The following is a 12,371-nucleotide window of genomic DNA, read 5'->3' as shown; positions in this document are numbered from 1 at the left end:
AAGGAAGAAGCCGGCCAACTGGGTGCCGGGTTGGGTCCTCTCTGTCTGGGGGAGGGGGGGGTGGGGAGTGCAAGGGAGGGTAAAACCCTCATTAACCCTCACGACCCCATTCTGAAGCTCCGCAAATAGCCGAATCGGGCATACGTGCCGCGAAAAGTGTCCCTTATGGACAGTCAAGGACGGGCTGGGGCCGCTTGAGTGGCCCCATTTCCTCCAAGGCAGTGGTGCCGACCAGCAGGGATAAGACTTTGCCTGCGGACCAAAGACCTACTGGGCGCTGCTCGTGCTCGTGTCGATGCCCGAGGTGCTGGACCGGCCCGGGGTCGACTCACTCGGGGCGCCGCTGGTGCTGGAGCCGCCACCCGGCGGGCTCGACGGGGGATCGGACGGGTCGGACGACGGCGGCGTCGACGTGTTCGGGGTGGTCGTCGGAGAGGTCTTGGTCGGCGGGGTCCTGGTCGTCGTCGGCGGCAGGACCGTGGTGCCCGGCCCGGGACCGGGACCCGGCCCAGGGTTGGGAATCGGAACCGGCGGCGGGGTGACGACGCTCGTCGTCTCCTTGCCGTCCGCGCCGACCGAAGTCACCGTGGTCGGCGGCGGGGTGGAGCTGCTGGGCGCGCCGGGGATCGGTTCGCCGCTGACGGTCATCGGGCCGCCGGGGACGGCGTTGCCGGGGACCAGCTGCACGCCGGCGGGAGAGGTGTTCTGTCCGCCGGGGATGCCGGTGCCGCCCGCGGTGGCCGACACCCCGGGGCCCGCCAGTTCGGCGATCGCGGCGAAGGCCGTCGCCACCACGAGGCCGCTGACGCCGAGTACGGCGTAGCCGCTGCGGTTGAGCTTGCCGGTGGCGCCGCGCGGGGGCGCCACGGACACGCGTGCGCTCGGGTCAGACCCGTCGGGACGGGGCATGTGCTGGCTCCTCGGATGGGGGGCTTCGGGGAGTTCGAGACCGCAGGCGAGTATGCCAAGCCGTCTCCGGCTACCCGGGCGAGGTAGCCCAAGTGGGGACCCGGCGCGGAGATTATCACCGCTACTTCACCGTCCGCGAACGCCGGCGGACCGGGTGCTCACTCTCCGCGTTCGCCCGCATGGTGCACGATGGGGGTCGTGAGTGAAGAATTTACGCACATCAGGCTGACCGCGTGGGTGCTCGGCCGGGTGCAGGGTGTCGGTTTCCGCTGGTGGACTCGCAGCAAGGCACTTGAGCTGGGGTTGGTCGGCAGCGCGGGCAATCTGGCCGACGGGCGTGTCGAGGTGGTAGCGGAGGGTGTTCGTGACCACTGTGAGCGGCTTTTGACGGCTTTACGGTCCGGGGAATCACCCGGAAGTGTGGATCACGTCGTCGAGCGATGGTCGCCCGCGAAAGGTGGGCTCCAGGGGTTCGTGGAGCGCTGAGGCCCCGCGTCCCACGATCACCGTGAGCACACAGGTAGCCTGGCCCGATTGAACGACCGGTTCCCGTGGCAAGAGGGGTCAGCACGACGTGCACCTGAAGAGCCTGACGCTCAAGGGCTTCAAGTCCTTCGCCTCGGCGACGACGTTGCGTTTCGAGCCGGGCATCACCTGCGTGGTCGGACCGAACGGCTCTGGCAAGTCGAACGTCCTCGACGCGCTCCGCTGGGTCATGGGCACCCAGGGCGCGAAAGACCTGCGCGGCGGCAAGATGGAGGACGTCATCTTCGCCGGGACCGCCGGCCGCGCCCCGCTCGGGCGCGCCGAGGTCACCCTCACCATCGACAACGCCGACGGCGCGCTGCCGATCGAGTACTCCGAGGTCTCGATCACCCGCCGGATGTTCCGCGACGGCGCGAGCGAATACGAGATCAACGGTGACCGCTGCCGCCTGATGGACGTGCAGGAACTGCTGTCGGACTCCGGTATCGGCCGCGAGATGCACGTCATCGTCGGGCAGGGTCAGCTGTCGGCGATCCTCGAATCGAAGCCCGAGGAGCGCCGCGCCTTCATCGAAGAGGCCGCCGGTGTCCTCAAACACCGCAAGCGCAAGGAACAGACCCTGCGCAAGCTCGCGAACATGCAGGGCAACCTCGACCGCCTCGGTGACCTCACCACCGAGTTGCGCCGCCAGCTCAAGCCGCTGGGCAAACAGGCCGAGATCGCCCGCAAGGCGCAGTGGGTGCAGTCCGAACTGCGTGACGCCCGGCTGCGGCTGTTCGCCCACGACCTGGTCACCCAGCGCGAAGGCCTCGCCAAGGAAGAGGCCGACGAGCGAGTCGCCCGTCAGCGCCGTGCCGAGGTCGAGCAGGCGCTGGAGATCGTCGCCGCCGAGGAAGCCGAACTCGAAGCCTCGCTCGCCGAGGACGCGCCGAGGCTGGCCGCGGCCCAGGAGACCTGGTACAAGCTTTCCGCGTTGACCGAGCGGTTGCGCGGCACCGTGCGGCTCGCGCTGGAGCGTCAGCGGCACCTGTCGTCCGACGTGCAGCAGGCGAGCACCGGCCGCGACCCCGACGAGCTGCTCGCCGAGGCCGAGCAGGTCGCCGAGCGGGAGCAGGAGCTCAACGAGGCCGTCGCCGAGGCGCGGATGATGCTCTCGGAGACCGTCCAGCGTCGTGAGCAGCTCGAACACCTCGTCCAGGCCGCGGAACGCGCGCATATGGCCGCCGTCCGCGCGATCGCCGATCGCCGGGAGGGGCTGGCGAAGCTCGCCGGGCAGGTCGAGGCGCTGCGCAGCAAGAACGGCGCCACCTCCGACGAGATCGACAGGCTCACCGTGTCGCTCGAAGAGGCCGCCGAGCGCGCGGAGATCGCCGTCGAGGAACTCGAAGAGGCCAAGGCCGCGGGCGGGGTCGAGGAATCCGACGACTCCGACCTGCAAGCCCACCACGACCGCGCGGTGGAGGCCAACAACGCCGCCAAGGCGCGGGTCGAGGAGCTGGTCAAGGCCGAGCGGACCGCCGAGCGCGAGATCGCTTCGGAGAAGGCGCGCGTCGAGGCGCTGTCGATGGGTTTGCGCCGCAAGGACGGCGCCGGTGCGCTGCTCGGCGCGCAGCACGAACTGCCCGGTCTGCTCGGTTCGGTGGCCGCGCTGCTCACCGTCGAACCCGGGCACGAGGTCGCGCTGGCCGCGGCGCTCGGCCCGGTGGCCGAAGCGGTCGCGGTCAACGGCGGTGCCGACGCGCTCGCCGCGCTGAAGTTCTTGAAGGAGAACGACTCCGGCCGCGCGGGCATTCTGCTCGGCGGCCCGGAATCCACTGTGGACACCAGCGCCTGGCCCTCGTTGCCCGAGGGGGCGCGCTGGGCACGCGAAGTGGTCACGGCGCCGCCCGCGCTGCGCTCCGCCGTCGAACACGCGCTCGACCGAGTGGCCATTGTGGACGGTCTGGAATCCGCGCGCCGTCTGGTCGAGGTGCACCCCGAGGTCAGCACGGTCACGCCGGAGGGCGATGTCTTCGGTGCCCGCTGGGCGGTCGGCGGTTCGGCCCGCGGCGAGAGTGTCATCGAGGTGCAAGCCGCCGTCGACGAGGCGGGCGACCGGCTGCGAGCCGCCGAGCGGGCGCTGGAACGCGCCGCCGCGGAACTCGAAGGCGCCCGTGCCGGGCAGCAGGCCCGCCGTGAAGAGGTCAGCAGGGCCAAGGACGCGCTCGGGGACGCGAAGGTCCGCAAGGCCCGCTCGTCCGAGCGGCTGAACCGGATGCAGCAGGCCGCGCGTGCCGCGCAGGCCGAGATGGACCGGCTGAGCACTCAGCGGGCCAAGGTGGAGCAGAGCCGCGAAGAGGCGCTGCGGCAGCTCGTGGAACTCGAAGAGCGGCTGGCCGCGGTCGCCGATCAAGAGATCGACGAGGATCCGGACACCGCCGAACGCGACCAGGCCGCCGAAGACCTCGGCACGGTCCGTCAGGAGGAGATGGAGTCCCGGCTCGCGCTGCGCACCGCCGAGGAGCGCGCACGGAGCATCCAGGGCAAGGCCGAATCGCTCCGCCGGGCCGCGCACGCGGAACGGCAGGCCCGCGAACGCGCCGAAAAGTCCAGGGCCGCGCGGAAACGCGGCGCCGAGATCGCCAACGCCGTGGTCACCGGCGGCGAGATCGCGCTGGAGCGCATCGAGGTCTCCGTGCAGCGCGCCGCCCACGAACGGGACGAGGTGCAGGCGCGGCGGCAGTCGAGGGAGACCGCGCTGACCCAGGTCCGCGGCAAGGTTCGCGAGCTGACCGGCGAACTGGAGAAGCTCACCGACGCCGTCCACCGCGACGAGGTGCTGCGCGCCGAGCAGCGCCTGCGGCTGGAACAGCTCGAAACCAAGATCGCCGAAGACTTCGGGATCGGCCTCGACGACCTCGTCGCCGAGTACGGCCCGGACGTTCCCGTGCCGCCGAGCGCGGGCGAGATGGCCGAATACGAAGCGGCCAAGGAACGCGGCGAGGACGTCACCCCGCCGCCGCCCATGCCGTTCGACCGCGACACCCAGGCCCGCCGGGCGAAACGCGCGGAGAAGGACCTGAGCCTGCTGGGCAAGGTCAACCCGTTGGCGCTGGAGGAGTTCGCGGCACTGGAGGAGCGGTACAAGTTCCTCTCGACCCAGCTCGAAGATCTCAAGGACACCCGCAAGGACCTCGAAGCCGTCATCAAGCAGGTCGACGAGAAGATCCTCGAGGTCTTCGCGTCGGCGTACGAGGACGTCGCGCGCGAGTTCGAGACCGTGTTCAGCGTGCTGTTCCCCGGCGGCGAGGGCCGCATGGTGCTCACGCAGCCCAACGACCTGCTCTCCACCGGCGTCGACGTCGAAGCGCGCCCGCCGGGCAAGAAGGTCAAGCGGCTCTCGCTGCTCTCCGGTGGCGAGAAGTCGCTCGTCGCCGTCGGCATGCTGGTGGCGATCTTCCGTGCCCGGCCTTCGCCCTTCTACGTCATGGACGAGGTCGAGGCCGCGCTCGACGACACCAACATGCGACGGCTCATCGGGCTGCTGGAGCAACTGCGCGACTCTTCGCAGCTGATCATCATCACCCACCAGAAGCCGACCATGGAGATCGCCGACGCCCTGTACGGCGTTTCCATGCAGGGTGACGGCATCACGAAGGTGATTTCGCAGCGGCTGCGGACCGCCGAGGACGACCCGGTTCCCGCTTAGCGCGAGGGTAAGCCGAACGTGGCGCGTTCGGACGGGGTGGGGCACGCGAGTCCCGGATCTGAGCACGCGAGTTACGCCTTCGCTCTGCTCGCCACCCCGGCGAACAGGCCCATCCATAACCACGACACGTTCGACCTTCTCCGCAATAACACGCTGCCGGGCGCTACCCGGCCGTCCAGAACGCGTAGTCCGCGGAGTACCGGCTCGCCGTCTGCGCGCCGGCCGTGCACGTACCCGCCGGAGCGAGCCCGCCGCGCGTGTCGAGCCGCTGGACGTAGGTGATCTCGCCGAAGATCCCGTCGCCACTGTTCAGATTCGCCTTCAGCAGCAGTTCCGGTATCGCGCCCGGCCGGGGGCTGGAGGCGCCGGGAACCACCGCCGCGCCGACCGTGCTGCCGTCCACGGTGGACGTCCACACCGGTCCCTTGCTGTGCAGTGCGATCGCCCGTCCGTGATGGTTCAGTGTCGCGGCGGGCTGGATCAGGGTCCACGCCCCATCGGCGCAGCCGTAGATCTGCACGCCCTCACCACGGTAGGTGGCGACGTGCTTGTTCCCGGCCGGAACCTTGACGGCTTCCGGCACGGGACGCTGCTTTCCGCCCGCCTGGACATCGATCGGGTTGTTCGCGGCATACGCGCTCGCGCCGCTCCCGAGCAACAGGGCGCCGATCGCGATGGTGACAGTCACACGCTTCATCGTCTCTACCTCTCCTCGCCCGCCGTCTTCAGGCAGGTCCCGCAGCCGACACGGAGGAGAGGCAGAGAACGTTCAACGAAGTAACTCAGCTCACACTGATGAAGGTTCCTTCACGTCCGGCTCGGCCAGCGGGTCCACGCTCCCGTGTCGCAGCGACAGCAATCCGCCCACGACGAGCGTGATCACCACACCGCACAGCGTGTACCAGGGCCACGCCAGCGCCACCGTGTTCCCCGACGACTTGCTGAAGTCGATGCCGATCAGGCTGCCGTCCGGTTTGTTGAACTTGACGCCCAGGATGAGGAACGCCATCACGATCACGGTCGACACGAACGCGACGATCGCGTCCGATTGCCTGGCCCGCTTGACCGACAGGCCCAGCAGGAACGCGCCGAGCAGCGCGCCGTAGGTGTAGCCGGTGATGCCGAGCGCCTGCACCACGATCGGGTCGGCCGAGGTCTTGTTGGACGAGGCGAAGAAGCCCGCGCACAGGATCAGCGCGCCCGCCCAGACGATCGTCCAGATCCGGCCGTGCTTCAGCCGGTCGGCTTCCGGCAACTGCCTGCCGATCACCCGTTCGTAGACGTCGGTCACCGTGGACGACGCCAGCGCGCCGAGCGAAGAGCTCAGTGCGGCGGCGAGGATTCCGGCGATCACGAAACCGGACAGGCCACTCGGCAGGTCGTTAACGATGAAGCTCGCGAACAGTTCGTCCTTGTTGGCCAGCCCGAGGCCTTCCGGCTTCGGCTTGGTCGGGGCGAGGCCGTTGTACAGCGCCCACAGCAGCACCCCGATGAACAGGAACAGCGCGAACTGGACGAACACCACGAAACCGCTGGCGACCAACGCCTTCCGCGCGGCGCGCAGGTCGTTGGTCGCCTGCAGGCGCTGCACGATCAGCTGGTCCGAGCCGTGCGACGCCATCGAGAGCACCGCGCCGCCGATCACCGCGGTGAAAAAGGCGTACTGCCCGGTGAGCATGTTCGAGGAGAAGTCGAAGAGCTGGAACTTGTTGGCGTCGACGGCCTTGCCGAACCAGCCGTCCGGCAGCCGCCCGGCGATCACCCAGATGACCACGACCGCGCCGAGGACGTACCAGAGCATCTGGATCGCGTCGACCCAGACGACCGCGCGCACTCCGCCGAAGAAGCTGTAGATCACCATCGCGATGCCGAGCCCGATCACGATGGTCCAGTACGAGACGCTCAGGCCGTAGGCGGCGAGCACCACCTTGATCGGGATCGCGGTGGCGAACAACCGGATGCCGTCGGCCAGTGTGCGGGTGAGCAGGAAGGTCAACGACGCGGTGCCCTGCAATCCGCTGCCGAACCGTTTGCCCAGGAAGGCGTACGCGGTGACCAGGTTGCCCGCCACGTAGCGCGGCAACAGGACCATCGACACCACGATCCGGCCGGCGATGTAGCCGATCGCCAGTGCGAGGTAGGTCATCCCGCCTTCGCCCGGGGTGGCGATGTAGGCCACCGTCGGCACGGAAAGCACGGTGAGGGTGGACGTCTCCGCGGAGACCACCGACAGGCAGGCGACCCACCAGGAGATCTTGCCTTCGCCGACGAAGTAGTCGGAGCCGGATTTCTGTTTGCCGCCGATCCAGATGCCCAGCAGGGGCATGCCGACCAGAAAAAGCCCGATGATCGCGAGGTCAAGTGCGCGCATCCGTATCTCCTATCGCTCGCCGGTCGTCGCCGCTACCCGTAGCCGGGTCACGGTTGAGGCATGAGGCGCGGGAAGCCGCAGGGGTCCCGAGCCCGGGGTGATGTTGCCGAGCAGCCGGTCGCCACGGGCACCGGTCGCCGACGGGAGGTTCCCCGGGACGCCGGACCAGGTCAGCCAGCCGAGCAGAATGGTCAGGTACGCCTCTTTGCCCGCCCGTGGCAGCCCGTGGTCGTCGCTGGTCTTCAACGCCGTATCGGGCAGATTCCGGGCGAGCGCGGCCATCAACGCCGGGTTGTCGGCGCCGCCGCCGGAGACGATCAGCGTCGCGATCGCGTGGCGACGGCATTCCGCGGCGATCGTCACGGCGGTGAGTTCGGTCAGCGTCGCCAGGAGGTCTTCCGCGCCGACGGGCGGGAGACCTTCGAGCGCGGTGTCGAGGTACGCGCCGTGGAACAGTTCCTTGCCGGTCGACTTCGGCGGCGGGGCCGCGTAGTACGGATCGAGCAGGAGCTTCGCCAGCAGATCGGGCCGGACGCTCCCGCGCAGGGCGAGCGCCCCGTCGATGTCGGCACGCCGTCCGCTGGCGCGGTGCGCGGCGAGGTCCATCAGGGCGTTGCCGGGACCGGTGTCGTAGGCCAGTACGGCAGCGTTCGCGGGGACCACGGTGATGTTCGCGATGCCGCCGATGTTCAGTGCCGCGACGGGGCCGGAATCGGCCATGTCCCGGAGCCACAACGCGTCCAGCGTGCTGGCGAGCGGCGCGCCGTGCCCGCCCGCGGCGACGTCGCGCACGCGCAGGTCGGCCACGACGGGCAGCCCGGTGCGCTCGGCGATCCACGCCGGATTTCCCAGTTGCAGCGTGCCGCGCGCGGTGCCGTCCTCGATCCAGTGGAACACCGTCTGTCCCAGTGAGGCGACGACGTCGGCTTCGCCACCGGCCAGTTCCTCGATGCCGCGAGCGGCGGCCTCGCCGAAGGCCTGTCCTACCAGAGTGTCGAGTTTCGTGAGCTGTTCGGCGCTGCAGGGATTCGGCGGCAGTGCGCCGAGCAGGGCCTCGCGGAGCGGTTCGGGATAAGGGACTTCGAGCTGACCGAGCGGGAAAAGCTCCACGGTGTCCCCGTGGGCGCGCAGTTCGGCGGCCGCCACGTCGATCCCGTCGATCGACGTGCCGGAGATGAGTCCGATCACCCGGACCCCAGTGCCGGAGAAAACCGTCATTTGGAGTGGTCTAGCCCTCGCTCCGGAGGCCGCGCAAGCGAGACTGTTTCTTCTTGTCCGAAATGAGTCCTATCCAGTGGATGCCTGACAAGATCGGCTGCCTCGCAGTGGGGCGCCTGAGCCGGGCCGGGTACGGATGCGAAGATGGCGCCGTGTCGAGCTCCCCCTGGTTCTGGATCGTTGTCGTTGTCGTCGTGGTACTGGTCGCCGTCTTGGTGGCCGGGCTGTTCATCGCGCGCCGCCGCCGGATCAGCCTGGACGAGTCCAAGGCTGCCGAGGCCGTCGAGCGCGCGAAGCCGAAGGGCGGCGGCTATGCCGCGACCGGCGGGATCGCGCTCGCTCCGGGTGGTGAGAAGACCGACGAGGCCGAGGAGCCCGTCGAACCGGAGCACCCGGTCGAGGAACGCCCCGAGACCGACGGTCAGCCCGCGGTCGGGGACGACGCGTCGGTGCCGAGGGATTCCGCGCAGCGCACGGTGCGCGACGTCGAACTCCCCGAACCCACCGAGCCCGTCGAGGACGCCGAGCCCACCGAACCCACCGAACCCACCGAGGAGACCGCCCCCGCTCGCGAGGAGATCGCCCCGGCGAGCGGGCGGATCGAGCGGCTGCGTGGCCGGCTCTCGAAGTCGCGTTCGGTGTTCGGGCAGAGCCTCCTGGGCCTGCTGGGTGCCGGTGACCTGGACGAGGACTCCTGGCAAGACGTCGAAGACACGCTGCTCATGGCGGACTTGGGCGCCGCGACGACCACCGAGATCGTCGAGCGCCTGCGTGAAGAGCTCAAGCGCCGCGCCGTGCGGACGTCCGAAGAGGCGCGCACGGTTCTGCAGGAGGTCCTTACCGCCGCCCTGTCGACCGACGCGGTCCGCGCCGTCCGCGCGTTGCCGCACATCGTCGACGGGGTGAAGCAGCCCGCCGTGGTCCTGGTCGCCGGAGTCAACGGCACCGGCAAGACCACCACCACCGGCAAGCTCGCCCGCGTGCTCGTCGCGCAGGGGAGCACCGTCGTGCTCGGCGCGGCCGACACCTTCCGGGCCGCCGCGGCGGACCAGTTGCAGACCTGGGCCGAGCGCGTGGGCGCGGAGGTCGTGCGCGGCAAGGAAGGCGCGGACCCGGCGGCGGTCGCCTTCGACTCCGTCAAACGCGGCATCGAGGCGGGCGTGGACGCGGTACTGATCGACACCGCCGGCCGTCTGCACACCAAGACCGGCCTGATGGACGAGCTGGGCAAGGTCAAGCGAGTCGTCGAGAAGCTGGCGAAGGTCGACGAGGTGCTGCTGGTGCTCGACGCCACCACCGGGCAGAACGGGTTGATGCAGGCCCGCGTGTTCTCGGAGGTCATCGACGTCACCGGCATCGTGCTGACCAAACTGGACGGCACCGCGAAGGGCGGCATCGTCTTCCAGGTGCAGCGCGAACTCGGAGTGCCGGTCAAGCTGGTCGGTCTCGGCGAAGGCCCGGACGACCTGGCGCCCTTCGAGCCGGGCGCGTTCGTCGAAGCCCTGCTCAGCAACTAGGACGCGTGGACGCGAGGGGCGAACTTCTCCCGTATGTAGCGGGCGACGTAGCTGTGGTGGTCCAGACAGAGTGCGTAATACATCCCGGGGCCACCGCACATCGGGCATCCCGGGCTCTTCAGGCTGACCGGCTGAGGAGCCGCGGACGCCAGGACGATCACCGGAGCCGGGCGAATACAGGCTTTCGCGGTGCCGTTGCCGCCCAGCCACAGCAACTGTGACCCGACGGCGTGCAGGGTCGGTGCCACGCCGAGCCGGGGAGACAGTTCGTGGACCTTCGCGGTGATCTCGTAGCGGCCTCGTTTCAGCCGCACACGGGCGGTTTCCCCGAGCACCATGTCCAGCGTCAGGCTCTCCTGGTGCTCGGGGTAACGGTTGAGCCTTCGCAAAGTGAGGACGACCGGTGCCTTCGCGCCCCGGCAGTACGGCAAGGTGTACTTCACGGTGATGTCGAGGTCGCTGGTCGCTTCGGCGCCTTGGATGCTCAAATCGTGCCGTCGCGGCTTCCGGCCGTCCATGGCCACTGCCCGGTCGAGTGCCTTCTCCGCGAGCTTCTGCCCGATCCACGCGATCACCGGCTCGACCATCTGGCATCCCCTCGCTCGGCCCATCTCGAGGTTACGGCGAAGGCCCCTCTCCCGGCTCAGCCGAAAGAGGGGCCTTCACGGACTTCGCCGTCAGACGGCGACCGGAGCGTCGGCCGGGACCGGGGCGGCCTTCTTGTCCCGCATCACCAGGAACGCCACCACCGCCGCGGCCAGTACGCCCACGGCGCTCACGAGGAACGTCGTCGACATCGCCGAGGTGAACGACTCGCGGGCCGCGGTCATCAAGCCGCCGTCGCCGGTGGCGAAGGCGTCGCTGATCGAAAGTCGCGCCTGCGCCGGGGCGGATTCGGGCATCTGCGCGGTGAACAGGCTCGACACGACGCTGCCCAGGATCGCGATGCCGAGCGCGGCGCCCAGTTGCTGGATGGTGTCGTTGAGCGCGGAGCCGACGCCGGCCTGCTCCTCCGGGACCTCGCCCATCAGCGCCGCGATCGCCGCCGGCATCGCCAGCCCGCCACCGGCACCGAGCAGGAAGAGCGCGAGCGACGGCAGGAGGAAGTTCTCGTTCGTCGACAGGGTCGCGAGCAGGCCGAACCCGGCGGCCATCACCGTCATCCCGGCCGTGGCCAGCGCGCGGTTGCCGATCTTCTGGCCCAGCGTGGCGCCCAAGGTGTTGCAGAGCAGCGAAGCGACGGCCATCGGGATGAAGGCCAGTCCCGCCTGGGTCGGGGTGTAGCCGAGCACGAACTGCAGATACTGGGTCAGGAGCAGCAGCAGACCGCCGTTGCCGATCTGCACCAGCGTGAGCGACAGGCTGCCGCCGCTGAAGTTGCGCTTGCGGAACAGCTTGAGCGGGACCATCGGCGAGGGCGTGTGCCGCTCCCAGGCCACGAAACCGATCAGGCTCACCACCGCGATCGCCAGCGGGACGAGGGTCCCGGCCTCGGTGAAGCCGTGCTTGGGCAGTTCGATGATCGTCCAGACCAGCGCCACCATCCCGGTCGCGGACAGGATCGCGCCGAGCGGATCCGGCTTCTGCCACGGGCCCTTGGACTCGGGCATCAGCGTGAGCGCGGCGAGCACCGCGATGACGACGATCGGCACGTTGATCAGGAACACCGCGCCCCACCAGAACCACGCGATCAGCACGCCGCCCAGTACCGGGCCGCCGATCAGGCCGAGCATCGCGACCGCACTCCACGCCGCCATCGCCTTGCGGCGTTCCTCGTCGTCGAAGACGGTGATCAGGATCGAAAGGGTGCTCGGCATGATCAGCGCGCCGCCGACGCCCATCACCGCCCGGGCCACGATCAGGTCCAGTGGGTTCGCGGCGAACGCGGCGACGAGTGAGGCCACCCCGAACAGGGCGAGGCCGATGATCATCACCTTCCGGCGGCCGAAGCGGTCGCCGAGGCTTCCTGAGGTGAGCAGCAAGCCGGCGAACACCAGGATGTAGGAGTCCAGAACCCACTGCATGTCCTGGGCGCTCGCCCCGAGGTCTTCGGCCAGCGGCGGTACGGCGACCGTCAGCACCATGTTGTCCACGACCAGCACGAGCGTGCTCAGGCACAGCACGATCAGGATCCACCAGCGGCGCGGATCGCGCCCTTCGATCGCCTTCATCGGGAAACCCC

At 69.4% G+C, this 12,371-nt stretch carries 9 protein-coding genes; 3 read left to right on the top strand and 6 right to left on the bottom strand.

Features of this window, described 5'->3' with window-relative positions; translation table 11 throughout:
* Positions 1–267 precede the first annotated feature (267 nt).
* On the bottom strand, positions 268–909 hold the full coding sequence (locus ACZ54P_RS08585) for a hypothetical protein (protein ID WP_465460895.1): 642 nt from the start codon (positions 907–909) through the stop codon (positions 268–270).
* Between the two features lie 189 nt (positions 910–1,098).
* Here ACZ54P_RS08585 and ACZ54P_RS08580 point away from each other — a divergent pair, with 189 nt between their 5' ends.
* Both ACZ54P_RS08580 and smc read left to right on the top strand, forming a co-directional pair.
* Positions 1,099–1,395 (top strand): acylphosphatase, encoded by a 297-nt coding sequence (locus tag ACZ54P_RS08580; protein WP_465460894.1) that lies wholly within the window; start codon positions 1,099–1,101, stop codon positions 1,393–1,395.
* Positions 1,396–1,483: 88 nt separating this feature from the next.
* Positions 1,484–5,083 (top strand): chromosome segregation protein SMC, encoded by a 3,600-nt coding sequence (gene smc / locus ACZ54P_RS08575; protein WP_465460893.1) that lies wholly within the window; start codon positions 1,484–1,486, stop codon positions 5,081–5,083.
* A gap of 163 nt (positions 5,084–5,246) precedes the next feature.
* Here smc and ACZ54P_RS08570 read toward each other — a convergent pair whose 3' ends face one another.
* The 3 genes from ACZ54P_RS08570 to ACZ54P_RS08560 form a co-directional block, all read right to left on the bottom strand.
* Complete coding sequence (locus ACZ54P_RS08570) at positions 5,247–5,780, bottom strand: DUF3455 domain-containing protein (RefSeq protein WP_465460892.1); 534 nt, start codon at positions 5,778–5,780, stop codon at positions 5,247–5,249.
* A gap of 90 nt (positions 5,781–5,870) precedes the next feature.
* Entirely contained in the window at positions 5,871–7,454 is a 1,584-nt protein-coding gene (locus ACZ54P_RS08565) for a sodium:solute symporter (protein ID WP_465460891.1), read from the bottom strand.
* A gap of 9 nt (positions 7,455–7,463) precedes the next feature.
* Entirely contained in the window at positions 7,464–8,672 is a 1,209-nt protein-coding gene (locus ACZ54P_RS08560; RefSeq protein WP_465460890.1) for an anhydro-N-acetylmuramic acid kinase, read from the bottom strand.
* 152 nt (positions 8,673–8,824) lie between these two features.
* Here ACZ54P_RS08560 and ftsY point away from each other — a divergent pair, with 152 nt between their 5' ends.
* Positions 8,825–10,189, top strand: coding sequence for a signal recognition particle-docking protein FtsY (ftsY, locus tag ACZ54P_RS08555; RefSeq protein WP_465460889.1), 1,365 nt, complete (start codon positions 8,825–8,827; stop codon positions 10,187–10,189).
* Here the strand turns inward: ftsY and ACZ54P_RS08550 are convergent.
* Together ACZ54P_RS08550 and ACZ54P_RS08545 are read right to left on the bottom strand one after the other, a co-directional pair.
* On the bottom strand, positions 10,186–10,776 hold the full coding sequence (locus tag ACZ54P_RS08550; protein ID WP_465460888.1) for a hypothetical protein: 591 nt from the start codon (positions 10,774–10,776) through the stop codon (positions 10,186–10,188). The genes ftsY and ACZ54P_RS08550 overlap by 4 nt on opposite strands.
* Before the next feature lie 90 nt (positions 10,777–10,866).
* Complete coding sequence (locus ACZ54P_RS08545) at positions 10,867–12,360, bottom strand: MFS transporter (RefSeq protein WP_465460887.1); 1,494 nt, start codon at positions 12,358–12,360, stop codon at positions 10,867–10,869.
* Between the last annotated feature and the right edge of the window lie 11 nt (positions 12,361–12,371).

The organism is Amycolatopsis sp. NPDC034160, assembly GCF_055575355.1.
This window is presented reverse-complemented; position numbering and strand designations above follow the sequence as displayed.

What these genes read in the sequence shown, in the direction of transcription:
- ACZ54P_RS08545 (WP_465460887.1), bottom strand. Translation starts at nt 12,360, where the DNA reads ATGAAGGCGATCGAAGGGCGCGATCCGCGCCGCTGGTGGATCCTGATC.
- ACZ54P_RS08580 (WP_465460894.1), top strand. Translation starts at nt 1,099, where the DNA reads ATGGGGGTCGTGAGTGAAGAATTTACGCACATCAGGCTGACCGCGTGG.
- ACZ54P_RS08565 (WP_465460891.1), bottom strand. Translation starts at nt 7,454, where the DNA reads ATGCGCGCACTTGACCTCGCGATCATCGGGCTTTTTCTGGTCGGCATG.
- ACZ54P_RS08570 (WP_465460892.1), bottom strand. Translation starts at nt 5,780, where the DNA reads ATGAAGCGTGTGACTGTCACCATCGCGATCGGCGCCCTGTTGCTCGGG.
- ACZ54P_RS08585 (WP_465460895.1), bottom strand. Translation starts at nt 909, where the DNA reads ATGCCCCGTCCCGACGGGTCTGACCCGAGCGCACGCGTGTCCGTGGCG.
- ACZ54P_RS08560 (WP_465460890.1), bottom strand. Translation starts at nt 8,672, where the DNA reads ATGACGGTTTTCTCCGGCACTGGGGTCCGGGTGATCGGACTCATCTCC.
- ACZ54P_RS08550 (WP_465460888.1), bottom strand. Translation starts at nt 10,776, where the DNA reads ATGGTCGAGCCGGTGATCGCGTGGATCGGGCAGAAGCTCGCGGAGAAG.